This is a genomic window from Micromonospora sp. HB375, assembly GCF_017872985.1.
GTDB classification, from domain to species: Bacteria; Actinomycetota; Actinomycetes; order Mycobacteriales; family Micromonosporaceae; genus Micromonospora; species Micromonospora chalcea.
Window position 1 is genome coordinate 5,388,729 of the sequence record NZ_JAGGJO010000001.1, and the last position, 24,206, is coordinate 5,412,934.

The window sequence follows — 24,206 nt, forward strand, 5'->3', positions numbered from 1 at the left end:
GGCCCTTCCTTTCTCGGTGGCGGCCCGCCGTAGGCTGGGGGACGTGACGGTACGTGTACGCTTCGCCCCCTCCCCGACCGGTATGTTCCACGTCGGCGGCGCCCGCTCGGCGCTGCAGAACTGGATCTTCGCCAAGCAGCAGGGCGGGGTGTTCGTGCTGCGCATCGAGGACACCGACGCGGCCCGCAACAAGCCCGAGTGGACCGAGGGCATCCTGTCCGCGCTGGAGTGGATCGGCATCGCGCGGGGCAGCTACGAGGGTCCGTACTTCCAGTCCTCGTACGCCGGCGAGCACCGGGCCGCCGCGCAGCGGCTGTACGAGGGCGGCCGGGCCTACTACTGCGACTGCACCCGCGAGGACGTGCAGGCGCGTACCGGGCCGCAGCAGCGCGGCTACGACGGCTTCTGCCGGGACCGCGGCCTGGAGCCGGGCGAGGGCCGGGCACTGCGCTTCCGTACGCCCGACGAGGGCGAGACAGTGGTCGTCGATCTGGTCCGCGGCGAGCCGACGTTCGAGAACAAGCTGATCGAGGACTTCGTCATCGCCCGCGGCGACGGCTCCCCGGTGTTCCTGCTGGCCAACGTCGTGGACGACATGTCGATGGGGATCACCCACGTGATCCGGGCCGAGGAGCACCTGCCGAACACCCCGAAGCAGCAGCTGCTGTGGGACGCACTCGGGGTCAAGCCGCCGATCTGGGCGCACGTGCCGGTGGTGGTGAACGAGAAGCGGCAGAAGCTGTCCAAGCGGCGGGACAAGGTCGCGCTGGAGGCGTACCGGGACGAGGGCTACCTCGCCGACGCGATGCGCAACTACCTGATGCTGCTGGGCTGGGCGCCGTCGGGCGACCGGGAGATCGTGCCCTGGTCGGTGATCGAGGAGGAGTTCCGGCTGGACGAGGTCAACCCGTCCCCGGCGTTCTTCGACGAGAAGAAGCTGCGCGCGTTCAACGGCGACTACATCCGGGCGCTGCCGGTGGAGGACTTCGTCGCCGCCTGCCAGCCGTGGCTCACCGGCACCGACACCATCGCCCCGCCGCCGTGGCAGCCCGAGGAGTTCGACCCGGCCGCGTTCGCGGCGGTGGCTCCGCTGGCGCAGACCCGGATCGCGGTGCTCAGCGAGATCGTGCCGAACGTCGACTTCCTCTTCCTGGCCGACCCGCTGATCGACGAGGCGGCGTGGGCGAAGGCGATGAAGGAGGGCGCGGCCGACCTGCTGGACGCGGCGATCGTCGCGTTCGAGGCGCTGGAGTCCTGGGACGCCGAGTCGCTCAAGGCCACGCTGGAGGCGGTCGGCGCGGAGCGCGGGCTGAAGCTGGGCAAGGCGCAGGCGCCGGTACGGGTCGCGGTCACCGGCCGCACCGTCGGGCTGCCGCTGTTCGAGTCGCTGGAGGTGCTCGGCCGCGACCGTACGCTGACCCGGCTGCGCGCCGCCCGCGTACGCCTGGTCTGAGCGGCAGGCCCGCCGACGGCCCGGGCGTGTCGTGGCCGGGAGAAGGTGACCCTGTCGAGCGATATGCCTCTGAGTCATGATTATGACTCAGAGGCATATGCGTTTTCGGCGATCGTTGCGCCGGCCGCGTCACGCGGAGTGTTCCCCGCGAGCCGGCTCCCGCTGACCGGCCGGCGTCAGCGGCGGGCGGCCCGGCGGCGCAGCAGCAGCCCGCCGCCCAGAGCGGCCAGCACCACCACCGCGCCGGCCGCCCACAGCCAGCCCGTACCCCCGTCGTCGTCCGCCTCGGCGGCGGCCGGGGTCGGGCTCGGCGCCGCGCTGGTAGGCGCGGCGGGGGCGGCACTCGTGGGCGACGCGCTCGCCGACGGCGCCTCGGCAGGGGTGCCGGTGGTCAGGGTGAACCGGATCTCCCCCTTGATCGGATGGCCGTCGTCGGAGGCCAGCCGGTAGGTGACGATGTAGAGCCCGGCCGCGCCCGGCCGGAACGGCACGGTCACCCGCTTGCCGGAGAAGGTCGGCGCGCCGCCGGCAGCGGCCACGTTGTCCGGCCCGGTGACGGTGACCTCGGTCGTGGCTTCCTTCGGCGTGGCCAGGAACCGCAGCTCGATCCGCTCCGGCGCGGCGGCCAGCCGGGCCCCGTCGCGCGGATCGCTGCCGGTCAGCGAGTTGTGCGCAGCGGCCGGCGCGGCCGGCAGCAGCGCGAACGCCGCCACCACCCCGAGCACCACCAGCCAGGTACGCGCCGTACGGGCGACCCTGCCCCCCATGGTTCCCTCCGTCCGGGTAAGATCCGGCCGATGATCATCGACCGCTCGTTGGTCGGTCTCAGCTCGCAAATAGTTCCAAATACTCTTCCACCTGCTGCAACCGAGCGCCGTTCTGCGGAGTCTTTGTGGTGGACACCGGTCCAGTGTGACTGCAGCGGAAGCCAGCCATCGAACGGGGCGAGGAGGCGGCGATGATCCGGAAGGTGAGACGGCTGCTGATCGCCGTGACCGGGACGATGGCGGCCCTCGCGTGCACACTGGCTCTGACCGGCGCGACGGCGGCCCACGCCGCCCCGAAACCGACGCCCGCGCCCGCCCCGACCGGCGTCGACATCACCGGCGACAAGCTCGACGAGCCGCTGCGGCTGCGCACCGACAGCCGGTCGGCCGACGTCCACCTGGTGATCGACCAGATCAAGTGGCTGGGCGCGACCGGCCAGCTGCGCGGCCCGGCCGCCGCGGACCTCGGTCCGAAGTACACGGTGGTGGTGCACGTCGCCGCCGGTCCGCAGCGCACCTACGACCTCTTTCCCCTGGCCAAGGGCGGCCCGCGGGTCTACCGGCCGGCGAAGCAGCCGGACCGGAGCAACCTCCGCGCGGGCTGGTTCCTCGGGCGGCTCAACATGCCGGAGACGCTGCGCTCGGTAGGCGTGCCGTTGCCGGCGCAGTTCGACACGCTCGCCGGTGGCATCGGCGGCGGCGAGCGGGTACTGCCGGAGGAGGCGCTCGACCCGGTGGGCGAACTCGACACCGCCCTCGGCGAACTCCAGCGGCTGCTGCTGCTCAACGTGGGCGTCGTGCTGGTCATCACCGCCGGGCTCGCCGGCATCGCGCTGCTGGTGCGCCGCCGCACCCGCTGAGCCCGGCCCGACACCGCGTCGGCGTCAACCCGCCCGGCTCCGCGTCAGCACCAACGACGCGGCGGGCGCTCGCGGCGGACCGTACGGTTGCGCGGGCGTACCGCGCCGTGGCGGTGGGCGCCCGCCCAGCCCGCCAGGTCGCTGCGACAACCCTGCTCCGGCGACGCCTCGTCCGCGAGATGCGCCGGCTCGACGGCCCGCTGACGGGGCACCGCCGGCTCGTCCTCGGCGCGCTCCGCGGCCCGGCCGACGGCCTGCTCGCCCTGGTGGTGCAGGCACGGCCGACGCGGGTGCGTGGCCGTGACCGGCTGGTCGTGGCCACGCCGGCACGGCTCGCCCTGGGCGCAACCGTGCTCGGCCTCCCCCTGCGCCATCCCGGCCTCCTCACCGTCGCCCTCGCGCGCCCGCCGGAACAGCCCGGGCGCGCCCTGACACCGTACTGGCCCACCCGGACAAGATCGCCAGCGCGTACCGGTGGAGATCGTCACGCCACGGCGAAGCCGCCACCTCGGAGTGGAACCGCTGCTCAGCGCATGTCAGGCTGGTGCGGTGAGCGAACCGGGCGGCACGGAGACGTCGGCGACGCTGCGCCGTATCGAACGGGCGGCGGGCGGCCTGGCCACCGCCAGCGTGGCCCGGATGGACGAGACACTGCCCTGGTTCCGCGACCTGCCCGCCGACCAGCGCTCCTGGGTCATGCTCGTGGCCCAGGCCGGCGTGCGGTCACTGGTGCAGTGGCTGCGCCAGGGTGGCGGCGCCACCGACCGCACCCAGGAGGTGTCGGACGAGGTCTTCGCCGCCGCGCCGCAGGCGCTGGCCCGCTCGATCAGCCTCCAGCAGACCGTGGCGCTGATCAAGGTGACCATCGACGTGGTCGAGGAGCAGGTGTCGGAGCTGGCCGTGCCGGGCGAGGAGCAGTCGCTGCGGGAGGCGGTGCTGCGCTTCTCCCGGGAGATCGCGTTCGCCGCCGCGCGGGTCTACGCCCGGGCCGCCGAGAGCCGCGGCTCCTGGGACGCCCGGTTGCAGGCGCTCCTGGTCGACGCGTTGCTGCGCGGCGACTCCCCGGACGTGCTGGCCAGCCGGGCCGCCGCGCTCGGCTGGACGGACGCCCCACCGGTCGCGGTGGCGGTCGGCCGGTCCCCCGGCGGCGAGGTGGCCGCCGTGCTGCACACCGTCTACCGGCAGGCCCGGCGGATCGGCGTCGAGGTGATCGGCGGCGTGCACGGCGACCGGCTGGTCATCGTGCTGGGCGGGGCCGCCGACCCGGTGGCGGCCACGGAGAAGCTGCGTACCGCCTTCGGTGAGGGGCCGGTGGTGGTCGGCCCGGCGGTGCCCAGCCTGGACGAGGCCACCGAGTCGGCGCGGGCCGCGCTGGCCGGCTTCCGGGCCGCGCCGGCCTGGCCGACCGCGCCGTGCCCGGTCGCCGCGGACGAGTTGCTGCCGGAACGGGCGCTGGCCGGCGACACCGAGGCCCGCCGCCGGTTGCGCCACGACGTGTACGCGGCACTGGCCCGCTCCGGCGGCGAGCTGCTGGAGACGCTGGACGCGTTCTTCGCCGCCGGTGGCACGCTGGAGAGCGCCGCCCGGGCGCTCTTCGTGCACCCGAACACCGTGCGCTACCGCCTGAAGCGGATCGCCGAGGTGACCGCCTTCTCGCCGCTGGCCCCGCGCGACGCCTTCGCGCTGCAGGTGGCGCTGACTGTGGGTAGGCTCGACCCGGTGGTACCGGGGGTCTCCGACCGGCGATGACCGCCCACCGATTTTTGTAGGTTTCCTCCAAAGGTTCTAGTGCGGTTTCGTGCCGTGCGTTACAGCGCGACCCGCGAGTATCCGTCAGAGTCGTACACGTGCTCGCCGTACTCTCTCCGGGACAGGGTTCGCAGAAGCCCGGCTTCCTCGCTCCGTGGCTCGACCTCGACGGTGTCGAGGCGCGCCTGCGCTGGTGGTCGGCCCTGGCCGGGGTGGACCTGATCCATTTGGGCACCCGGGCGGACGCGGACGAGATCAAGGACACCGCCCGTACCCAGCCGCTGCTGGTCGCCGCCGCGCTGCTCGCCGCCGAGCACCTGCCGATGCACGACGTCGCGCTGGTCGCCGGGCACAGCGTGGGTGAGCTGGGCGCCGCCGCCCTGGCCGGGGTACTGCCGGCCGAGGCCGCCGTGACGCTCGCCGGCGTACGCGGACACGAGATGGCCGCGGCCTGCGCGCTGGAACCGACCGGGATGGCCGCGGTGCTCGGCGGTGACCCGGACGAGGTGCTCGCCGCGCTCCAGTCCCACGGGCTGCACCCGGCCAACCGCAACGGCGCCGGTCAGATCGTGGCCGCCGGTGCGATCGACGGGCTGGACAAGCTCGCCGCCGAACCGCCGGCCCGCACCCGGATCATCCGGCTCCAGGTGGCCGGCGCGTTCCACACGCCGTACATGGCACCGGCCGAGGCCGCGCTGGCCGCCGTCGCCGCCGGTGTCACCGCCTCCGCCCCGGCCCGGATCCTGCTGTCCAACCTCGACGGCGCGCCGGTCGGGCACGGCCCGGAGACGCTGCAGCGGCTGGTCCGGCAGGTCACCGCCCCGGTCCGCTGGGACCTGTGCATGCGTACGCTGGCCGACCTCGGGGTCACCGGCGTGATCGAGCTGCCGCCCGCCGGCACCCTCGCCGGACTGGTCAAGCGAGAACTCAAGGGCGAGGGCGCGCCCGAGATCGTCACCCTGAACACCCCCGCCGACCTGCCCGCCGCGCGGCGGCTGGTCGCCCGGCACGCCGGTCCCGCCCGCCCGTACGCGCCGTGGTTCCGGGTGGTCGTCTCCCCCGCCGCCGGCCGCCTCGCCCGGGCGGCCGAGGCGACGGTGGGCGCCGAGGTACGCGCCGGCCAGGTCCTCGGCCACGTCACCGGAGCGCAGGGGCCGGTCGAGGTGACCGCACACGACAACGGGCTGCTCACCGAGTGGCTCGCGCACCACGACGACCCGGTCGCCCCGGGCCAGCCCCTCGTCCGCATCGGAGGAACGCACTAAATGGCCGGCAGCCGGATCGTCGCGATGGGGCACTACCAGCCCTCCCGCGTCGTCACGAACGACGAGATCGCGCAGATGGTGGACACCAGCGACGAATGGATCCGGGACCGGGTCGGCATCGCCACCCGGCGGATCGCGGGCGACGAGACGGTCGCCGACATGGCCACCGCCGCCGCCGGCAAGGCGCTCGCCAACTCCGGCCTCACCGCCGCCGACATCGACATGGTCGTGGTGGCCACCTGCTCGTCGGTGGACCGCAGTCCCAACGTGGCCTGCCGGGTCGCGGCGAAGCTCGGCGTCACCGCGCCCGCCGCGTACGACCTCAACACCGCCTGCTCCGGCTTCGCGTACGGGCTGGGCACCGTGGACCACGCGATCCGGGCCGGCGCGGCGCGCAACGCGATCGTCGTCGGCGCCGAGAAGCTCTCCGACTTCACCGACTGGACCGACCGCTCGACCTGCATCATCTTCGCCGACGGCGCCGGGGCGGCCGTGGTGACCGCGACCGCCGACGACGAGCCGGCCGGGATCGGGCCGGTGGTCTGGGGCTCCGCGCCGGAGAAGAGCGACGCGGTACGCATCGAGGGCTGGCAGCCGTACATCGCGCAGGAGGGGCAGTCGGTGTTCCGCTGGGCCACCACCGCGCTGGCCCCGCTCGCGCTGCAGGCCTGCGAGCGGGCCGGCGTGGCCCCGTCGGAGCTCGCCGCGTTCGTGCCGCACCAGGCCAACGGCCGGATCATCGACGGCATCGCGAAGCGGCTGAACATTCCGGACGCGATCATCGCCAAGGACATCGTCGAGTCCGGCAACACGTCGGCGGCGAGCATCCCGCTGGCCCTGTCGAAGCTGGTCGAGCGGCGCGAGGTGCCCTCGGGCGCCCCGGTCCTGCTGTTCGGCTTCGGCGGCGGCCTGACCTACGCCGGTCAGGTCGTGCGCTGCCCCTGAGACCCCCTCGGGCGCGAACGCGCCGAGGCGCGTGACCGGCGACGCCGGTCACCGGTAACCCCCGATGAGAGGAACCAACCGTAATGACCCGTGACGAGATCACCGCCGGCCTCGCCGAGATCCTCGAAGAGGTTGCCGGGGTGAACCCGGACGACGTGGCCGAGGGGAAGTCCTTCACCGACGACCTCGACGTCGACTCGCTCTCCATGGTGGAGGTCGTGGTGGCGGCCGAGGAGAAGTTCGGCGTCAAGATCCCGGACAACGAGGTGCAGAACCTCAAGACGGTCGGTGACGCGGTCAGCTACATCGAGGCGCAGTCCTGATCATGAGTCGTCCCGACGTCGTCGTCACCGGGCTCGGCGCGACGACCCCGCTCGGCGGGGACGTCGCGTCGACCTGGGACGCCATGCTCGCCGGCCGCTCCGGGGTGAGTGCGCTCACCCAGGAGTGGGCGGCGGACCTGCCCGTCCGGATCGCCGCCCAGCTGGCGGTGGACCCGTCCGAGGTGCTGGACCGGGTGAAGCTGCGCCGGCTGGACCGCTCGGAGGCCATCGCCATCATCGCCGCCCGGCAGGCGTGGGCCGACGCCGGGCTGGCCGAGGCCGGGCCGGACCCGGAGCGCCTGGCGGTCAGCGTCGGCTCGGGCATCGGCGGCGCCACCACCCTGCTCGCCCAGGACGACATCCTGGAGAAGTCGGGCCCGCGGCGGGTCTCCCCGCACACCATCCCGATGCTGATGCCGAACGGTCCGGCCGCCTGGGTCGGGCTGGAGCTGGGCGCCAAGGCCGGCGTGCACACCGTGGCCAGCGCCTGCGCGACCGGCGCGGAGGCGATCGCGCTGGGTCTGGACATCATCCGCGCCGGCCGGGCCGACGTGGTGGTGGCCGGCGGCACCGAGGCGGTCATCCACCCGCTGCCGATCGCCGGCTTCAGCTCGATGCGGGCCATGTCGACCCGCAACGACGAGCCGGAGCGGGCCTCCCGGCCGTGGGACTCCGGTCGCGACGGCTTCGTCCTCGGTGAGGGCGCGGGCGTGGTGATCCTGGAGCGCGCCGACCACGCCGCCGCCCGGGGCGCCCGGGTGTACGCGCGCCTGGCCGGCGCGGGGATCACCTCGGACGCGTACGACATCGTGCAGCCGCACGCCGAGGGCGAGGGCGCGATCCGGGCCATCGCCCGGGCGGTCGCCGACGCGGACGTGGCCCGTACCGACATCGTGCACGTCAACGCACACGCCACCTCGACCCCGGTCGGGGACATGCTGGAGATCGGCGCGCTGCGCCAGGCGGTCGGCGACCACCCGGTGCTCACCGCCACCAAGTCGATGACCGGGCACCTGCTCGGCGCGGCCGGCGCGCTGGAGTCGATCGCCACCATCCTGGCCATCCGGGACGGCGTGATCCCGCCGACGATCAACCTGGACGACCCGGACGAGGGCCTCACCCTGGACGTCGCCGCGCACAAGGCGCGGCACATGGAGATCCCGGCGGCGCTGAACAACGCGTTCGGCTTCGGCGGACACAACGTGGCGCTGGTCTTCACCCGCCCCTGACGTAAGGAAGGGCCCCTTCTTAACAGCGACTGTTAAGAAGGGGCCCTTCCTCTACCGCAGGCGTTAAGAAGGGGCCCTTCCTTACACCTCAGCGGTTGCGGGGGTGTAGGCGGGCGGTGCGCTCGTTGCCCCGCCGGTAGTTGCCGGTCCACCGGGCCATGGCCAGCTGCGGATCGTCGTCGACCTCGGCCAGGAACTGCGCCGCCCGGCCGCCGCGAAGCGTGCTCGCGACCCGGCCGTGATGCGTGATCACCACCGTGCCGTCGGCGCGCTGGACGTACCGGAATCCCTGTGCTGCCTCTCCCATGGGCGCCACCCTGCCAGCCGGCCGCCCCGGGCCGCACCCGAGTTACCGGCGGCGGCGGTCAGGTGCGGCAGGTGGTGGCGGGCAGGCCGGAGACCGGCACCGGGGAGCGGCCGCCCGGGCGGGCCTTGCCGGCGAGCACCGCGGCGAGGCCGTTCATCGAGGCCCGGGTGGACGAGTAGGTCGCCATCAGCGTCGGGGACTTCGCCCCGGACAGCACGTACGGCGTGTCCATCGCCACCGTCACGGCTGCGTCGGCGCGCAGGTCCTTCGCGCCGTCGCCGTACCCGACCAGGTGCACCACCGTGCCGCCGGAGGGCACCACCTTGACGCCGGCCGCGGTGAGCGCCTCGGTCAGCAGCTTGCGGGTGCGCTCCCGGCCACCGGAGGAGGTCACGCTGACCGGTCCGGTCACCGCGCCGCCGCACTTGCCGCGCAGCACCGTCACCGCGGCGGTGGCCAGGTCGTCGGCGGCCTTGCGGTGGTCGGCGCCGTCGAGCGTGGACAGCGCGGGCGTGTCCCGCCCGGCCAGTCGGAACTTCATGGTGAGCACCCGGGTGACCGCCTCGACCAGGCGGGCGCGGGGCAGCGAGCCGTCCTTGAGCGCGGCGCGCAGCCCGTCGTACGCCTGGGTGACGTTCGGCGTCATCAGGATGAGGTCGTTGCCGGCGTTGAGCGCGCGCACGGCCGCCTCACCGGGTGACCACTTCTTGGCCGGGGCCATGTTCATCCCGTCGGTGATCACCACGCCCTGGAAGCCGAGCTGGCCGCGCAGCACGTCGGTGAGCAGCTTGCGGGAGAACGTGGCGGGGGTGCCCGGGTCGACCGCCTTGACGTCCAGGTGGGCCGACATCACCGCCATGGCCCCGGCGCCGATCCCGGCCCGGAACGGCGGGAACGCGATCCGGTCCAGATCGGCGCGGGACTGCTTGATCACGGGCAGCTCGGTGTGCGAGTCCTCGGCGCTCAGGCCGTGCCCGGGGAAGTGCTTGACCGCCGCGCCGACGCCCTCGGCCTGCAGGCCGCGTACCGCGCCGGCCACCTGGGGGGACGCGGTCGCCGGGTCCGCGCCGAAGGACCGGGAGCCGATCACCATGCTGCGGGTGACGAGCACGTCGGCGACCGGGGCGAAGTCGAGGTTGATGCCCATCGCGGCCAGCTCGGCCCCGGCGGCCCGCCAGGCGGCCTCGGTCAGCGCCGGGTTCCCGGCGGCGCCGGCCGCGAGCGGGCTGGGCAGCAGCGTCACGCCGTCGGTGATCCGGGTGACCACGCCGTACTCCTGGTCGGTGCCGATCAGGAACGGCGCGGCGCCGGCGGGCAGCTTGCCGGCGGCGGCGCGCAGCCCGTCGGTGAGCGCCCGGACCTGCTTCGGGTTGTCGACGTTCGTGGTGGCCTGGTTGCCGGAGGTGGGGTCGTCGGCGCTGAAGCCGACCAGGATGACGCCGCCGAGCCGGTACTTCGCCACCATCTCGGCGGGGGTGTCGACGCCGGCCAGCGCGCGGTTGCCGGCCGCCGAGCCGGCCGAGACCTCGGTGGCCGAGCTGCCGTAGGCGTACGGCATCAGCACCTGCCCGACCAGGTCCTCGTCGCTCAGCGTGCCGACCAGCGCGGCGGCGCGGGCGGCCGGGTCAGCGGCCGGGGACTCGCTCGGCGCGGGCGCGGCCGACGACGGCGCCGGACTCGTCGGGGTGGGACGGGGCCGGTCCGGCCCGTCCGAGCACCCGGAGACGAGCAGCGCGGTCAGTGCGGCGAGCGCGACGGCGGAGCGCCGCGGGGAAATCGACACGCGGCCCACCGTATCGGGGCAACTCGGCCGCCGTCACCCGACCCGGGTGAGCAGCGTCACCGGGGCGCCGTCGCCGGCGTAACGGTAGGGCTCCAGTTCGGCGTCCCAGGCGGTGCCCAGGGCCTTGTCCAGCGCGTGGGCGAGCGCCTCCGGGCTGCGCGCGGCGGCCATCAGGCTGCGCAGCCGGTCCTCGCCGAGCTGGATGTCACCGGCCGCGCCGACGGCGGCCCGGAACAGGCCCCGGCCCGGTACGTACATGAAACGCTCGCCGTCGACGCCGGGACTGGGTTCCTCGGTGACCTCGAAACGGATCATGGGCCACTGCCGGAGGGCAGCGGCCAGCTCCGCGCCGGTCCCCGGGCTGCCGGTCCAGCCGCACTCGGCGCGACGAGCGCCCGGATCGGCGGGCTGCGCCGTCCAGTGCAGGTTGACCGGCGCGGCGAGGACGCGCGCGATCGCCCACTCGACGTGCGAGCACACGGCGAGCGGGGTCGAGTGGACGTATACGACGCCACGCGTTGGCACGGTGACCTCCCGGTGAGCCGAGGTGCGTCTTCCCCTACGACCTCGTCCTACCGAGTGGTACCTGGACACACATGATGACCCGTGTGACTGGTGGTGCGCCAGCGAATCGGAAAATTCGCCGGTCCCAGCCGGCGGGAAATACCCGGGAGGTGGAGCCGGTTGTGCCCTCTGACGCCGCGACGACCAGCCAGGTGTCGCGGTCGTGTACAGTTCTCTGGGCGGTTCTGTGTGCCGCCGTACATCTTCGCGGGCAGGCGCTCAACCCGGGCGTCACTCGCACAGCCCCCGGACGGCTTTCCGTCCCCACCGTACGTCTGCAAGGAGTACCTCCGTGGCGAGCAACACCTCTAAGACCGCGCGCGCGTCAGTCCGGGCCGGCCAGGCTGGCCAGGGTGGCGCCCTCAGCGTGCTGGGCGAGTTCAAGTACCTGATCCCGCTCAACGGCGGCAAGCACGCCTACGTGCGCAACCTGACCAACGGCAAGACCGCGCACCTGCGCACCGACTCCGAGGCCTTCGTCGAGGAGATCCGGGTGCTGGCCGCCGCCGGCCACGCCGCCAAGATCCGGGCTGAGATCAACGGCCTCGCCGCCGCCCACCCGGACCACGGCTGGGAGGCCACCGAGAAGCGCCTGGTCGAGGCCGGCGTCTTCGAGGGCTGAGCACCCTTCACCCGCACCACCGCGACCGCCCGCCGGGATCACCCGGCGGGCGGTTTCGCGTCTGCTCCTGCGGCAGCAGCGTCACCTCACCGGTGGCGGATCGCCGGTGGATGCGCGTCCGGCTCGTCCATAGGCCGGACGCGAATCTTCTCCCCGCCCCGGTTGCCGTGGTGTCATGACGGGTAACGCCGGTGTCACCGCCGGGACACCCGGTGGACGCAAACCGGACGGGCTCGGGGGTGGCGACATGGAACTGCGGCTTCCGGACGGCGTACGCCTGCACGTGACGGTCACCGGGCCGGTCGACGCCGAGGTCACCGTGCTGATGCTGCACGGCTGGACGCTCGACGGCCGCAGCTGGCACCGGCAGGTCGCCGAGCTGCGGGAACGGTTCGGCGACCGGGTCCGCCTGGTCACCTACGACGCGCGCGGCCACGGCCGGTCGAGCTGCCTGGCGCTGCGCGACGCCACGCTCGCCCAGCTCGGCGACGACCTCGCCACCGTGGTCGACGAGATCGCCCCGTCCGGGCCGATCGTGCTGGTCGGGCACTCGATGGGCGGAATGACGGTGATGGAGTACGCCCACCGCCACGCCGACCGGTTCGCGGCGCGTACCGCCGGGCTGGTCTTCGTCTCGACCACTGCCGAGGGGCACACGCACACCGTCTACGGCCTGTCCCCCCGCATCACGAGGTTGATCCGGCTCGCCGAGACCACCGGCGCCGGGGTGCTGGCCCGGTGCGGCGGCTGGCGGCCACCGCACGCGCTGCTGCGCGCGCTGCGCCCGAGCATCCGCTGGATGCTGTTCGGCGACCGCTGCGACCCGGCGGACATCCGGCTGGTCACCTCGGCGGTGGCCCGGGCCACGCTGCGCTCGATCGGCGGGTTCCGCGCCTCGATCGGGGCGCAGCACCGGCTGGAGACGCTCGCCGCGCTGGGCGGGCTGCCGGCCGCCGCGCTGGTCGGGGACCGGGACCGGCTCACCCCGCCGCCGTGCGCCGAGTCGATCGCGGCGGCGCTGCCCACCACGGAGCTGACCGTCTGCCCGGGCGCCGGTCACATGCTGATGATGGAGCGCCCGGACCAGGTGAACGACGCCGTGGCCGGGGTGCTGGACCGGGTGCTGACCGGCCGTCCGGCGGCCCGCCTCTGAGCGTCTCCCGCTCCGGAACGGCACTGACGTACGCCACGCGGACGGCATGCCCCGGCGCTGCGGTTGCCGAGGGCCCGTACCCTCATTCAGCCCGTCGTGCCGTCCGACCACAGGAGCATCCGCGTTGACCGACCAGACCACGCTGGACCGGGAGATCGCCGCCGAGCAGCGCCACCTCGACCGGGTGTACGCCCGGCTGGCCGAACTGCGCCGGTCGGCGGCCGACGCCGAGCGGGAGGGCTACCGGCTGGCCCGGGTCGGCAACTTCGGCGCGCTGGTCGAGCGGGACGCGATGGTCTTCCACGCCGCCCAGCGCCGGCACGTGCTGGACGCCGAGCACGAGGGGCTGGTGTTCGGGCGGCTGGACCTGCGTACCGGGCAGGTGCTGCACGTCGGCCGCCTGGGCGTGCGGGGCGTGGACGCGGAGACGCTGGTGGTGGACTGGCGGGCGCCCGCCGCCGCCGCGTTCTACCAGGCCACGCCCGCCGAGCCGCGCGGCGTGGTACGCCGGCGCACGATCCAGTCGGCCTCGGAGAAGGTCACCCGGATCGAGGACGACCTGCTGGACCCGGAGGCCGCGCCGCCGGACATGGCGGTGGTCGGTGACGGGGCGCTGCTGGCCACGTTGTCCCGGGCCACCGGCCGGGGCATGCGCGACATCGTCGCCACCATCCAGCGCGAGCAGGACGAGGCGATCCGCTCCCCCGGCAACGGCGTCACGATCGTCTCCGGCGGCCCGGGGACCGGCAAGACGGCGGTGGCGCTGCACCGGGCCGCGTACCTGCTCTACTCCGACCGGGCCCGGTACGCCGGCGGCGGCATCCTGGTGGTCGGCCCGTCCGGCGTGTTCGTCGAGTACATCGCCTCGGTGCTGCCCTCACTGGGCGAGGAGACCGCCACGCTGCACTCGCTCGGCTCGCTCTTCCCCGGCCTGTCCGCGTCGCGGACCGACCCGCCGGACGTGGCGGCGGTGAAGGGCTCGCTGCGGATGCGCCGGGTGCTGGAACGCGCGGTCCGCGACGCGGTGCCGGACTACCCCGCCGAACTGCGCCTGCTGTACCGGGGTGAGCTGCTGCGCCTGGAGCGCCCCGCGCTGGACGCGATCCGGGACCGGACGCTGGCCCGGGGCGCGCGCCGCAACGAGGTACGCCGGGCGGCGTTCGACGCGGTGCTCGCCGCGCTCTACGCGCAGGCCCGCACGCTGCGGGTGGGACGGCTGCCGGAGCAGCCCGCGTTCGAGGACGAGATCATCGAGCGGCCGGAGTTCCGCGAGTTCCTCAAGGCGTGGTGGCCCCGGCTGCACCCCCGGCACGTGCTGGACTGGCTGGCCCGCCCGGACCGGCTGCGCCGCTACGCCGGGGGGATCCTCTCCTCGGCCGAGATCCGGTTGCTCGGGCAGGCGTACCGCACGCTCGCGACCGACGGGCTGACGGTGGCGGACATCGCGCTGCTGGACGAGCTGGACGCGCTGCTGGGCAAGCCGGTGCAGCGGGCCCGGCCCAAGCGCGACCCGTACCAGCTCGCCGGTGGCGTGCGCGAGCTGAGCACGTACGCCGATCGGCAGCGCGCCGCCCGCGCGGCGGCGCGGGAGCGTCCGGCCGACTACCGCGACTACGCGCACGTGGTGGTGGACGAGTCGCAGGACGTCTCGCCGATGCAGTGGCGGATGATCGGCCGGCGCGGGCGGCTGGCGTCCTGGACGGTGGTCGGTGACCCGGCGCAGACGGCCTGGACCGGCGACCCGCAGGAGCTGGACCGGGCCCGGGACCAGGCGCTGGGCCGGCGCAAGCGGCACCGCTACGAGCTGACCACCAACTACCGCAACTCGGCGGAGATCTTCGCGGTGGCGGCGGCGGAGATCCGCCGGCTCTACCCGGATCTGCCGCTGCCCGACGCGGTCCGGTCCACCGGCGTTCCGCCGGTCGAGCGCACGGTGCCCGCCGCCGAGCTGCCGGCGGCCACCGTCGAGGCGGCCGAGGCGCTGCTCGGCCAGGTGGAGGGCACCGTCGGCGTGATCACGCCGGTGCCGCGCCGGGACGAGGTGGCCGGCTGGCTGGGCGCGCTCGGCGCGGGCCGGCTCCAGGTGGTGACCAGCCTCCAGGCCAAGGGCATGGAGTACGACGGCGTGGTGCTGGTGGCGCCGAGCGAGATCCGGGCCGATCCCGGCTCGGGCGTGCGCACGCTCTACGTGGCGCTGTCCCGGGCGACCCAGCGCCTCACCACGCTCGACCCGGTGGGGTGAGGGGCCACGCCCGCGCCACCCACAGTTCACTTGCATACATAGCGATGTGAGCATACATTGGGCCCGGCCGGTACGCGGCAGGGAGGGTGTTGGCGTGGGCGCAGGTCATGACCACAGCAGCGCGGTGGCCAACGCGGCACACCGCCACGCAGGCCGGCTCTGGGCCGCGTTCGCGCTGCTCGCCGTCCTGATGGTGGTCGAGGCGGTGGCCGCCTTCACCACCGGCTCGCTCGCCCTGCTCTCCGACGCCGGGCACATGTTCACCGACGTGCTCGGCATCGGCATGGCCCTCGCGGCGATCACCGCCACCCGGCGCGCCGGCACCGACCCGCAGCGCACGTTCGGCCTCTACCGGCTGGAGGTGCTCGCCGCCCTCGCCAACGCCGTGCTGCTCGGCGCCGTCGCGGTCTACGTCCTGATCGAGGCGGTACGCCGCTTCGGCGAGCCGCCGGAGGTGCTGGCCGGCCCGATGCTCGTGGTGGCGGTGCTCGGCCTGCTCGCCAACATCGTCGCCTTCGCGCTGCTGCGCGCCGGGGCGAAGGAGAGCATCAACCTGCGCGGCGCGTACCTGGAGGTGCTCGGCGACCTGCTCGGCTCGCTCGGCGTGATCGCCGCGGCGCTGGTCATCGCGGTGACCGACTGGTGGTGGGCGGACCCACTGGTCGCCGTCGGGATCGGCCTGTTCATCCTGCCGCGCACCTGGCGGCTCGGCCGGGCCGCGGTGCGCATCCTGGTGCAGGCGGCGCCGGAGCACCTCCAGGTGACCGCCGTGCACGACCGGCTGGCCGCGGTCCCCGGCGTGGCCGAGGTGCACGACCTGCACGTCTGGACGCTCACCTCGGGCATGGAGGTGGCCTCGGCGCACCTGACCACCGACCCGGGCGTGGACCCGGCCGGGGTGCTGGCCGCCGCGCGGACGGCGCTGCACGAGGACTTCTCCATCGATCACGCCACGTTGCAGGTCGAACCCGGAGCGTCAGCCGGAGTGTGCGGAAAGACCGAGTGGTGATTAGGGCAGACTTAAATCACCGTGACTGCTATACACTTATGTCGGTTTTGCCCCACCATGCGGCACTGCGCAACGGAGCCACGCCCGGGCCGCGCCGGTAGGCTCGGTCGCGGCCGCAGCCACCGGCGTCACCGGCGCAGGTGGGGTGGCCGTCGCCTAATCGCCCGAAGGGGCGAGCCGGGGAACCACGTACGTGGGGTGCATCCGCGTCAGCGGTAGGGATCTTCCGTCCCGAACCCGTCAGCTAACCCGGTCGGCGGTTGACGGAAGGACATGTGAATGCCCCCAGTGGCACCTGTACGACGGACGGCCGCCCGGTTGGCGGCCCTGCTCGTCGCGACGCTGACTGTCGGCGTCGCGACCGTTCCGGCCTCCCCCGCCTCGGCGGCGCCCCGGACCGCCCTGCTCGCCGCCGCGCCCGGCGACGACGAGGGCGGCACGCCGGAGCTGCGCGCCCAACTCGACGCGGCCAGCAAGGGCTGGCTGGAGGCGAAGGCCGCGCTGAACCGGTCGGTGGACCGCCAGAAGCAGCTCAACGACCAGCTCGCGAAGGTCGGCGCCGAGCTGGCCGTACGTGACGCCAAGGTCGGTGAGATCGCCGGGGTGGCGTACCGCGCGGGCCGCCTCGGCACCGCCGCGGCGCTGCTCGACAGCAGCAGCCCGGCGGGCTTCATGGACCGGGCCGCCACGCTGGAACAGGTCGCCGCGCACGAGGACCGCACGGTGCGCGAGCTGATCACCACCCGGGACGAGGCCACCCGCACCCGGGCCGCGCTCGACACCGAGATCCGCGAGCAACGCAAGCAGGTCGAGGTGATGGGCAAGCGCAAGGAGCAGGCCGAGCGCGCGCTCGAAGTGGCCAACGAACGTTCCGCCCGCAACAACAGCAGCGGCGGCGGCGGCAGCGTCCAGGGCACCTCAAGCAAGAACGCGAAGCCTGCGCCACGCAACTCGGACGGCTCGTGGCCGTCGGAGTCGTGCAGCGTCAACGACCCGACCCCGGCCAACGGCTGCATCACCCCGCGGACGCTGCACGCGCTGCAGCAGGCCAAGGCGGCCGGTTTCACCAGGTACGTCTCGTGCCACCGGCCCAGCGGCTCGGGTGAGCACCCGAAGGGGCGGGCCTGCGACTTCGCCGCCCAGAAGAACGGCTTCGGCGGCGTGGCCAGCGGCGGTGACCGGACGTACGGCAACAACCTGGCCGCGTACTTCGTGCGAAACGCCGACCCGCTCGCCGTGCTCTACGTGATCTGGTTCAAGCAGATCTGGCTGCCGAGCAGCGGGTGGAAGTCGTACAGCGGCGGCAACGGCGACCCGTCCAGCGACCACACCAACCACGTGCACCTGTCGGTGTACTAGCGCGCTCCCGGGGGGCCGGCCGGATCGGGCCGGCCCTCCAGCGTCGCGCCGAGACGGGCCGCCAGGCTCAGGTGAGCCGCCCGGGCCTGGCGGAACGCGTACCCGAACAGCGGCGCCGGCGCGGTGAGCGTGATCTCCACGTCGATGCGCACGGTGCCGTCGGGCTCGTCGCGTAGCCGGGTGTGGTTGCGCACCGTCGTCGCCGGCTGCTGCCGGGCGACAGTGACCACCTCGTCCTCGCTCGCGACCAGCACGTCCGCCTGGTACGTGACCGGGAAGTGCAGCGGGCCCAGTTGCAGCCGGTCGGTGATCGCGTAGCTGGCCAGCGCGCCCGGCCGGGCCGGCAGCTGCCGGACCCGGACGATCAGCGGATGCAGCTCGCCCTGGCGACTCAGGTCACCCAGCAGTGCCACCGCGTCGGCCCGGCTGCACCGGGCCTGCACGGTGTAGCTGAAGCTGTCGCTGCTCTGCAAGCGGGCCCCCTCGCCGTCGTACGTCGCGACGATCGTCCCGTACCGACGCCGGGCTGGCAACGGGTAGAAGGTCCCCTGGCCGCAGGGGGTGCGAACGGCGCTCAGGCGCCGGGCAGCACCTCGGGGGTGTCGTCGGCGAACCACGGCTCGGGAGCGCCGAAGAGGCCGAGCAGGCCGGTCACCCAGAGCTGCCGGTGCACGAACCGGCTCGGCTCGGTGACCACGAGCTTGACGCCGCTGACCTCGCAGGTCTGGAAGCCGGCCACCATGGCGCTGATGCCGACCGAGTCGATGAACGTGACGAGCCGCATGTTCAGCTCGATGCGCGAGGGACGGCCCTTCGCGAGCACCTCGGCGATCGCTTCCCGCACCTCGTACGCGGTGTCGACGTCGATCTCCCCACGGGGCGCGATCTGGACGACACCACCCGGCCGCACCGACTTCACGATCGACAGGCTCACGCGAGCACCTCCACTCGCCCTTGACGGGCGCCTCATCAGTACGCGGGCCGCGACCGAGAGTATTCCTCCAACGGCCCGGTCGCCACCCCCCGGGATGAGCAATTCGCGAACTGGGCACACCTGGGCGCTCCCAATCCGGACCTCCGGGTTCCAGTTTCCCCTTCGACGCGGGCCGCGGCCAGCCGTACGGCCGGTCGGACCCGTCGATCCGCCGACCAGGGTAGCGGGCGCGCGCACGTCCCGTCGGCACCGGTCCCGGCGCGTTCGGGTGGTTCGTCCCGTTCGCTGCTCACGAGCCGGGCACCACCGCGAGGGTTTGCCGCGTGCGCCGGTGGGGCACTGCCCCGAGACAGTGAACGCGCCGGATGGACACCGGAGTCCGAAGTGGCCGCCGGCCTTCGGCACCCGAGGAGGTAGAACGATGTTCGGATCCAACCTGCTGGACCGCCGGGGCAAGGCCGAGCGGGTCGCCGACCAGGCGTGGCAGCACCTGCTCTCCGCGGCCGGCTCCGCCGGTGACAGCGTGCGCGACGCCACCCGCAGCGCCCGCCGCAACTCCTCCGGCTTCGCCGACGACGCCACCGACCTGGTCGGCTCCGCCGCCGAGGAGGCGCGCCGGCGGGCCACGCTCGCCTTCGACGCGCTGGCCGGACGCCGGCCCGCCCTGCCCTGGACGCTGCTGATCGCGGCGGCGCTCGCGGGCGCGGCGATCGGCTGGGCCGCCGGCACCGCCGCGCGCGCCGCGGGCAGCCGCGACCGCGCCGCGGACGAGATCGAGTTCGTGGACGTGGACCGCCCGAACTCCCCGGCCGGCCTGGACGGCTGAACCCCACCCGACCGGCACGGTGGCCGCTCCCGGCACTCCCGGGGGCGGCCACCGTGCCGCGTGGTGCTCTCCCCCACCCGGACCGGGTGAGGGCCGGTCACCCGGGACACGCGCAGGATCGCGGGTGCGGGACCGCGTGCCCGCGCCGCCATCGACGGAGGGAGAGCCGGATGGCCACCGACACGATCACGCGCACCGACCGGGACATCCAGTCCGCGGTGCTCGACGAACTGACCTGGGAGCCCCGGGTCGGCCCGGACGAGATCGGCGTAACCGTCACCGAGGGCGTGGTGACGCTGACCGGCCGGGTGGACAGCTACGCCAAGAAGTGGGCTGCCGAGCGGGCCGCGCACCGGGCCGCCCGGGTCCGCGCGGTCGCCAACGACCTCGCCGTCCAGATCGCCACCGCGGCCGGCCGGGAGGACCCGGAGATCGCCGTCGCGGCCGTACGGGCGCTGGAATGGGACGCGTTCGTGCCGGTCGAGACGCTGCAGGTGACGGTCTCCGACGGCTGGGTCACGCTGCACGGCGACGTCGAGTGGGAGTACCAGCGGCGGGCCGCCGAACGGTCGGTCGCCCGGCTCACCGGCGTACGCGGGGTGAGCAACGGGATCGCCGTGCGCCCGGCGGTCCGCGCCGACGGCCACGACCTGGCCGAACGGATCGTGGACGCGCTCGCGCGCAACGCCGCCACCGAGGCCGAGAGCGTCGACGTCCGGGTGCACGGCGACACCGTCGTGCTGGGCGGGCAGGTCCACTCGCCCGGCGAGCGCGCGGAGATCGAGCGGGTGGTGTGGAACGCCCCCGGCATCCGGGAGGTGCACAACCACCTGGTCGTGCGCTGAGCCGAACCACCCCGCCCGGGTGAGCCCGCCTCACCCGGGCGCCCGCCATGGTGGGAGGCATGAGTGATCCGAACGGGCTGATCACACCCGGGCGGGCCGCCCCCGGGTTCACGCTGCCGGCGGCGCCGGACGGGCGACAGGTGGGTCCCGGGCAGTTCCGGGGCCGTCCGGTGGTGCTGGCCTTCTATCCCGCCGACTGGTCACCGGTCTGCGGCGAGCAGATGGCCCTCTACCAGGCGGCCCTGCCCGAACTGGAGCGGTACGACGCGGTGCTGCTGGGCATCTCGGTGGACAGCGTCGACTCGCACCGGGCGTTCGCCGAGAGCCAGGGCATCCGGTTCCCGCTGCTCGCCGACTTCGAGCCCAAGGGCGAGGTGTCGCGCCGGTACGGCGCGTACGCGCCGCGTGGGCAGTCCGACCGGGCGCTCGTGGTGATCGACCCGGACGGCCGGGTGGCCTGGAGCCACCTGTCGCCGCCCGAGGTGAACCCGGGCGTGGACGGCATCCTCGACGCGCTGGAGCGGCTGGACGCGGAACGGCGGGTGAGCGCCCGATGACCACGCCACTTCAGGTCACCACCGCGCGGCTGCGGACCCCGGTGACCGAACACGACCACGTCCGCGGGCCGGCGGACGCGCCGGTCACGATCGTCGAGTACGGCGACTTCCAGTGCCGGTTCTGCGGCGCCGCGTACCCGAACCTGACCGAGGTGCTGCGCCAGCGGGCCGACGTGGTGCGGCTGGCGTACCGGCACTTCCCGATCGCCAACATCCACCCGTACGCGGAGAGCGCGGCGGAGACCGCCGAGGCGGCCGCCGCCCGGGGCCGGTTCTGGGAGATGTACGACTGGCTCTTCCAGCACCAGGACCAGCTCGACCCGGTGCACCTGTCGCTCGGCGTCGAGCAGATCGGACTGTCGCCGGACGAGATCGCCGCGGAGGTCGGCCGCCAGGAGTACGCCGACCGGGTGCGGCAGGACTTCGTCGGCGGCATCCGCAGCGGCGTCAACGGCACCCCGACGCTGTTCGTCAACGGCGTCCGCCACGACGGCGGCTACGACCTGGCCGAACTGCTGACAGCGGTGGACGCCGCCGCCGACGCCTGAGTCAGATCAACCGCAACTCGCGCGCCCGCCGGACGGCGTCCCGCCGGCGGGTCGCGTCGAGCTTGCGGTAGATGTTGCGCACGTGCGTCTTGACGGTGTTCACCGACAGCGACAGCTCGGCGGCGATCTCCACGTTGGACAGGATGCTCTGCAGGTACCGCAGGATGGTCAGCTCCCGCTCGGTGAGCGGCTCGTCCAGCCCGCGCGCCGCGCCGTCCGCCGGCCCGGTGACCGGCTGCGCGTCCGCGCCCCGGACCAGTTCGCTCACCGTGGCCCAGTACGCGGTTCCGGAGTCCAGGTGCGCGGCCAGCAGGTCCCGTACCCCCGGGTCGGTCCGGGTGAAGACGCGCCGGTAGCCGTCCGGCTCGGCGAGCGCCAGCACCTCCTCCAGCGCCCGCCCGGCCCGCCGGGCGTCCCCGGACCCCCCGGCCAGCACCGCGTCGAGCAGCCCGGCGCCCAGCCGCACCGGCAGCGGCCAGTCCGCCGCGCCGGGCCCGGCCCAGTCGGGCAGCGTCCGCTCGGCCGCGCGGGCGTCACCGGCGCGCAGCAGCAACCGGGCGGACGCCAGCGCCGGCGCCGGCCCGTCACCAGTGGCGTCGAGCAGCGCCCGGGCGCCGTCGGCGTCACCGGCCGCCGCGCGTACCTGCGCCTCCTCGGCGGCCAGCCACCCGCCCAGCTCCGCGCCGGGCGCGACCGCCCGCGCGCCGGCGAGTGTGCGCAGCGCGCCCGCCGGGTCGTCGCCGTCGGCCAGCAGCCCGGCCCGGCAGAGCGCGGCCAGCGCCGCTCCCCCCGGCTCCGCGGTGGCCGGACCGGCCAGCGCCAGGTGGGCCACGGCCTCCGCGGGCCGGTCCCGGTGCCAGGCCACGAGCGCCAGCGCCAGGTACGCGTAGCCGCAGTCCGCCCGCGCCGACCAGCCCTGGCAGGCCGGCATCGCCAGCGCCTCCCCGGCGAGTTCCTCGGCCGCCCGCAACGCGCCCCGGGCCGCCTCCAGCGCCGCCGACCGGCTGACGCAGAGCAGCTCGGTCCGCGGCCGCCCGGCCCGGCGCGCCGCCTCCCGCGCCTCGGCGAACCGGGTACGGGCTGCCGGCAGTTCCCCCTCGGCCAGCGCGACCAGCCCGTGCGCGGCGCCCGCCACCGCGCGTACATCGTCGCGCTCGGCCGACCCGGCACGCGGATCGGCCCCGGCGTCGGCAGCCGGGCCGGAAGCGGTGGCGAGCAGGCGGTCGGCGGCCTCGCGTACCCCCTGGTGGTTCCCGCCGAGCCGGGCCAGGCTCAGCTCCACGGCGGCGGCCAGCCGGCGGAACCGGTCGCGGCGCGGCGCGGGCAGGTCGTCGGCGTGGGCCAGCGCCCGCCGCAGCTGCCCGTCGGCGGCGGCCGGATCACCGGCGTACGCCCGCTCGGCGGCGGCGGCCAGCGCCAGCTCGGGATCCCGGCGGACCTGGTGCGCCGGCGGCTCCGGCGGGGCCGGCGCGGCGGTCGGCTCGTCCGGGGCCAGCTCGGGCCAGCGGCTGACCAGCAGCTCGGCGGCGGCGGTCCACTCACCGGCGGTCAGCGCGTGTCGCACCGCCTCGGCCGGCCGGTCATGGGCGGCGTACCAGTCCGCCGCCCGCCGGTGTAGCTCGCGCACCTCGTCGGCGGGCAGCCGGCCCAGTTCGTCCCGCAGCACGTCGGCCAGGAGCGGATGCGGCCGGTACCACTGCGGGTTGCCGCCGTCGTGGAGGAGGAAGCCGCCGTCCCGGGCCGCCTCGGCGAGCACCTGCCCGGCGTCGGCCCGCCCGGTCAGCGCGGCGGCGAGGTCGGCGCGGACCGCGACGGCCACCGCCACGCGGCGCAGGACGTCGCGGGTCGCCGGGCCCAGCGGGGCGAGCACCTCGTCCCGCAGGTACGCGGCGACGTCCGGCTGGTCACCGGCGAACCGGTCCACCGCGCGGGCCGGGTCGGTCCCGTCGGCCAGCGCGAGCGCGGCGAAGCGCAGCCCGGCGGGCCAGCCGGCGGTGCGCTCGGCCAGCCGGGGCACCGCCGGGGCGGGCACCGGCACGCCGTGCGCGACCAGCAGGTCGGCGACCTCGTCGGTGGTGAACGCCAGCTCGTCCGGGCCGATCAGCGTCAGTTCGCCGGCCAGCCGCCAGCGGTGCAGCGCCAGCGGCGGCTCGCGCCGCGCGCCGGCCACCAGCCGCAGCCGCCCGTCGGTGTGCTGAAGCAGGAACTCCAGCCCGGACAGCGCCGCCGGGTCGGTGACCCGGTGCAGGTCGTCGAGGACCAGCAGCACCGGCCGTTCCCGTCCGGCCAGCGCGGCGGCCAGCGACTCCAGTTGCTCCGGCCGGGGCGGGCCGTCCGGCACCGGTGGCGGTGGTCCCTCGTCCGGGTCGTCGACCGCGGCCGTCCGCAGGGCCGCCGCCAGGTAGCCCCAGAGCCGCCGTGCCGTGTCGCCCTCACCCACCGTCACCCAGGCCGGCGCCGGGCCGTCCCGCTCCGCCCGCGCCCAGGTGGACAACACGGCCGTCTTGCCCCAGCCGGCCGGCGCGAGCAGGAGCGTCACCGGACCGCTCGCGCCCCGCTCCACCCGCTCCACCAGCCGGGGCCGCAGCAGACCCGGCTCGGGTGGCGGCGGCGGCGTCAACCGGGACGCCAGCAGCGGCGGGCCGCCCGGCAGCGGACCACCGGCCAGGTCGGGCGAATCGATGCCGGCGGTACGCAGATCGGACGTACCGGTGATCTCGCTGGTGTCGTGTGGCGCGGCCACGAACCGGACCTGGTCGGCCTCCTCCGGCATGCATCCCTCCCCCTGTCGACGCGGGCAGCGGTTACCCGAACCGGGCCGGTTCACCCCTTCGGGGCGAACCCGGCTCACCCGCCCCTCGCCCAC

Annotated in this window: 24 protein-coding genes and 1 riboswitch; of the genes, 16 read left to right on the forward strand and 8 right to left on the reverse strand. The window is 74.7% G+C overall.

What is annotated here, in order from left to right; all coding sequences use genetic code 11:
- Nucleotides 1-43: 43 nt before the first annotated feature.
- Complete coding sequence (gene gltX / locus J3R08_RS23625) at nt 44-1,453, forward strand: glutamate--tRNA ligase (RefSeq protein ID WP_209962813.1); 1,410 nt, start codon at nt 44-46, stop codon at nt 1,451-1,453.
- A 176-nt stretch (nt 1,454-1,629) separates the two neighbouring features.
- On the opposite strand, the gene J3R08_RS23630 is transcribed toward gltX, so the two are convergent.
- Complete coding sequence (locus tag J3R08_RS23630) at nt 1,630-2,220, reverse strand: copper resistance CopC family protein (RefSeq protein WP_187693107.1); 591 nt, start codon at nt 2,218-2,220, stop codon at nt 1,630-1,632.
- Between the two features lie 191 nt (nt 2,221-2,411).
- Between J3R08_RS23630 and J3R08_RS23635 the strand changes: the two genes are divergently transcribed.
- Nucleotides 2,412-3,080, forward strand: coding sequence for a hypothetical protein (locus J3R08_RS23635; RefSeq protein ID WP_069088916.1), 669 nt, complete (start codon nt 2,412-2,414; stop codon nt 3,078-3,080).
- 44 nt (nt 3,081-3,124) lie between these two features.
- Here J3R08_RS23635 and J3R08_RS23640 read toward each other — a convergent pair whose 3' ends face one another.
- Nucleotides 3,125-3,454, reverse strand: a complete 330-nt coding sequence (locus J3R08_RS23640; RefSeq protein ID WP_043329196.1) for a hypothetical protein — start codon at nt 3,452-3,454, stop codon at nt 3,125-3,127.
- Between the two features lie 100 nt (nt 3,455-3,554).
- Between J3R08_RS23640 and J3R08_RS23645 the strand changes: the two genes are divergently transcribed.
- The 5 genes from J3R08_RS23645 (at nt 3,555) to fabF (ending at nt 8,591) form a co-directional block, all read left to right on the forward strand.
- Complete coding sequence (locus tag J3R08_RS23645; protein ID WP_274479170.1) at nt 3,555-4,829, forward strand: CdaR family transcriptional regulator; 1,275 nt, start codon at nt 3,555-3,557, stop codon at nt 4,827-4,829.
- Between the two features lie 98 nt (nt 4,830-4,927).
- Nucleotides 4,928-6,094, forward strand: a complete 1,167-nt coding sequence (locus J3R08_RS23650; RefSeq protein ID WP_113972617.1) for an acyltransferase domain-containing protein — start codon at nt 4,928-4,930, stop codon at nt 6,092-6,094.
- Nucleotides 6,095-7,039 carry a beta-ketoacyl-ACP synthase III gene (locus tag J3R08_RS23655; protein WP_043329189.1) on the forward strand — a complete coding sequence of 315 codons (945 nt, stop codon included), beginning with the start codon at nt 6,095-6,097 and terminating at the stop codon, nt 7,037-7,039. It abuts the gene before it with no gap.
- 83 nt (nt 7,040-7,122) lie between these two features.
- Entirely contained in the window at nt 7,123-7,362 is a 240-nt protein-coding gene (locus J3R08_RS23660; RefSeq protein WP_007072348.1) for an acyl carrier protein, read from the forward strand.
- A gap of 2 nt (nt 7,363-7,364) precedes the next feature.
- Nucleotides 7,365-8,591 carry a beta-ketoacyl-ACP synthase II gene (gene fabF, locus J3R08_RS23665; protein ID WP_030503633.1) on the forward strand — a complete coding sequence of 409 codons (1,227 nt, stop codon included), beginning with the start codon at nt 7,365-7,367 and terminating at the stop codon, nt 8,589-8,591.
- An 88-nt stretch (nt 8,592-8,679) separates the two neighbouring features.
- Here fabF and J3R08_RS23670 read toward each other — a convergent pair whose 3' ends face one another.
- From J3R08_RS23670 to J3R08_RS23680, 3 genes are read right to left on the reverse strand one after another with little or no spacing between them, the layout of a single operon-like run.
- The gene (locus J3R08_RS23670; RefSeq protein WP_069088914.1) at nt 8,680-8,898 is read right to left on the reverse strand and encodes a hypothetical protein; all 219 of its coding nucleotides are present in this window, start codon (nt 8,896-8,898) and stop codon (nt 8,680-8,682) included.
- 58 nt (nt 8,899-8,956) lie between these two features.
- Complete coding sequence (locus tag J3R08_RS23675) at nt 8,957-10,681, reverse strand: glycoside hydrolase family 3 protein (RefSeq protein WP_209962815.1); 1,725 nt, start codon at nt 10,679-10,681, stop codon at nt 8,957-8,959.
- Between the two features lie 33 nt (nt 10,682-10,714).
- A complete protein-coding gene (locus J3R08_RS23680; protein ID WP_013287841.1) occupies nt 10,715-11,206 on the reverse strand; it encodes a DUF3145 domain-containing protein in 492 nt (163 codons plus the stop codon).
- A 331-nt stretch (nt 11,207-11,537) separates the two neighbouring features.
- Between J3R08_RS23680 and J3R08_RS23685 the strand changes: the two genes are divergently transcribed.
- From J3R08_RS23685 to J3R08_RS23705, 5 genes are all read left to right on the forward strand, one after another.
- Nucleotides 11,538-11,867 (forward strand): hypothetical protein, encoded by a 330-nt coding sequence (locus J3R08_RS23685; RefSeq protein ID WP_043329183.1) that lies wholly within the window; start codon nt 11,538-11,540, stop codon nt 11,865-11,867.
- Nucleotides 11,868-12,114: 247 nt separating this feature from the next.
- Complete coding sequence (locus J3R08_RS23690; RefSeq protein ID WP_064448227.1) at nt 12,115-13,020, forward strand: alpha/beta fold hydrolase; 906 nt, start codon at nt 12,115-12,117, stop codon at nt 13,018-13,020.
- Between the two features lie 124 nt (nt 13,021-13,144).
- Nucleotides 13,145-15,262, forward strand: a complete 2,118-nt coding sequence (locus J3R08_RS23695; protein WP_209962817.1) for an AAA family ATPase — start codon at nt 13,145-13,147, stop codon at nt 15,260-15,262.
- A gap of 94 nt (nt 15,263-15,356) precedes the next feature.
- The gene (locus tag J3R08_RS23700; RefSeq protein WP_043329179.1) at nt 15,357-16,271 is read left to right on the forward strand and encodes a cation diffusion facilitator family transporter; all 915 of its coding nucleotides are present in this window, start codon (nt 15,357-15,359) and stop codon (nt 16,269-16,271) included.
- 143 nt (nt 16,272-16,414) lie between these two features.
- Nucleotides 16,415-16,546: riboswitch (cyclic di-AMP (ydaO/yuaA leader) on the forward strand.
- Nucleotides 16,547-16,550: 4 nt separating this feature from the next.
- Complete coding sequence (locus J3R08_RS23705) at nt 16,551-17,630, forward strand: hypothetical protein (RefSeq protein ID WP_209962820.1); 1,080 nt, start codon at nt 16,551-16,553, stop codon at nt 17,628-17,630.
- Here the strand turns inward: J3R08_RS23705 and J3R08_RS23710 are convergent.
- Entirely contained in the window at nt 17,627-18,163 is a 537-nt protein-coding gene (locus tag J3R08_RS23710; RefSeq protein ID WP_231915621.1) for an SRPBCC family protein, read from the reverse strand. The two genes, J3R08_RS23705 and J3R08_RS23710, sit on opposite strands and share 4 nt — an antisense overlap.
- A gap of 41 nt (nt 18,164-18,204) precedes the next feature.
- Nucleotides 18,205-18,564 carry an STAS domain-containing protein gene (locus tag J3R08_RS23715; protein WP_013287849.1) on the reverse strand — a complete coding sequence of 120 codons (360 nt, stop codon included), beginning with the start codon at nt 18,562-18,564 and terminating at the stop codon, nt 18,205-18,207.
- A gap of 421 nt (nt 18,565-18,985) precedes the next feature.
- Between J3R08_RS23715 and J3R08_RS23720 the strand changes: the two genes are divergently transcribed.
- The 4 genes from J3R08_RS23720 (at nt 18,986) to J3R08_RS23735 (ending at nt 21,340) form a co-directional block, all read left to right on the forward strand.
- A complete protein-coding gene (locus J3R08_RS23720; RefSeq protein WP_064448225.1) occupies nt 18,986-19,390 on the forward strand; it encodes a hypothetical protein in 405 nt (134 codons plus the stop codon).
- A 170-nt stretch (nt 19,391-19,560) separates the two neighbouring features.
- Nucleotides 19,561-20,235 carry a BON domain-containing protein gene (locus tag J3R08_RS23725; protein ID WP_064448224.1) on the forward strand — a complete coding sequence of 225 codons (675 nt, stop codon included), beginning with the start codon at nt 19,561-19,563 and terminating at the stop codon, nt 20,233-20,235.
- Between the two features lie 59 nt (nt 20,236-20,294).
- Nucleotides 20,295-20,792: a redoxin domain-containing protein gene (locus tag J3R08_RS23730; RefSeq protein ID WP_209962822.1), complete on the forward strand. Its 498-nt coding sequence runs from the start codon at nt 20,295-20,297 to the stop codon at nt 20,790-20,792.
- Nucleotides 20,789-21,340 (forward strand): DsbA family protein, encoded by a 552-nt coding sequence (locus J3R08_RS23735; RefSeq protein WP_064448223.1) that lies wholly within the window; start codon nt 20,789-20,791, stop codon nt 21,338-21,340. The genes J3R08_RS23730 and J3R08_RS23735 overlap by 4 nt, the downstream gene beginning before the upstream one ends.
- A 1-nt stretch (nt 21,341) precedes the next feature.
- Here the strand turns inward: J3R08_RS23735 and J3R08_RS23740 are convergent, their stop codons facing one another.
- Nucleotides 21,342-24,113, reverse strand: a complete 2,772-nt coding sequence (locus tag J3R08_RS23740; protein ID WP_209962824.1) for a LuxR C-terminal-related transcriptional regulator — start codon at nt 24,111-24,113, stop codon at nt 21,342-21,344.
- Between the last annotated feature and the right edge of the window lie 93 nt (nt 24,114-24,206).

Excerpts from the sequence above, each read along its gene's own strand:
- J3R08_RS23730 (WP_209962822.1), top strand. The coding sequence starts at position 20,295 with ATGAGTGATCCGAACGGGCTGATCACACCCGGGCGGGCCGCCCCCGGG.
- J3R08_RS23735 (WP_064448223.1), top strand. The coding sequence starts at position 20,789 with ATGACCACGCCACTTCAGGTCACCACCGCGCGGCTGCGGACCCCGGTG.
- J3R08_RS23630 (WP_187693107.1), bottom strand. The coding sequence starts at position 2,220 with ATGGGGGGCAGGGTCGCCCGTACGGCGCGTACCTGGCTGGTGGTGCTC.
- J3R08_RS23670 (WP_069088914.1), bottom strand. The coding sequence starts at position 8,898 with ATGGGAGAGGCAGCACAGGGATTCCGGTACGTCCAGCGCGCCGACGGC.
- J3R08_RS23635 (WP_069088916.1), top strand. The coding sequence starts at position 2,412 with ATGATCCGGAAGGTGAGACGGCTGCTGATCGCCGTGACCGGGACGATG.
- J3R08_RS23725 (WP_064448224.1), top strand. The coding sequence starts at position 19,561 with ATGGCCACCGACACGATCACGCGCACCGACCGGGACATCCAGTCCGCG.
- fabF (WP_030503633.1), top strand. The coding sequence starts at position 7,365 with ATGAGTCGTCCCGACGTCGTCGTCACCGGGCTCGGCGCGACGACCCCG.
- J3R08_RS23660 (WP_007072348.1), top strand. The coding sequence starts at position 7,123 with ATGACCCGTGACGAGATCACCGCCGGCCTCGCCGAGATCCTCGAAGAG.
- J3R08_RS23705 (WP_209962820.1), top strand. The coding sequence starts at position 16,551 with ATGCCCCCAGTGGCACCTGTACGACGGACGGCCGCCCGGTTGGCGGCC.
- J3R08_RS23690 (WP_064448227.1), top strand. The coding sequence starts at position 12,115 with ATGGAACTGCGGCTTCCGGACGGCGTACGCCTGCACGTGACGGTCACC.
- J3R08_RS23720 (WP_064448225.1), top strand. The coding sequence starts at position 18,986 with ATGTTCGGATCCAACCTGCTGGACCGCCGGGGCAAGGCCGAGCGGGTC.
- J3R08_RS23740 (WP_209962824.1), bottom strand. The coding sequence starts at position 24,113 with ATGCCGGAGGAGGCCGACCAGGTCCGGTTCGTGGCCGCGCCACACGAC.
- J3R08_RS23655 (WP_043329189.1), top strand. The coding sequence starts at position 6,095 with ATGGCCGGCAGCCGGATCGTCGCGATGGGGCACTACCAGCCCTCCCGC.
- J3R08_RS23640 (WP_043329196.1), bottom strand. The coding sequence starts at position 3,454 with ATGGCGCAGGGGGAGGCCGAGCACGGTTGCGCCCAGGGCGAGCCGTGC.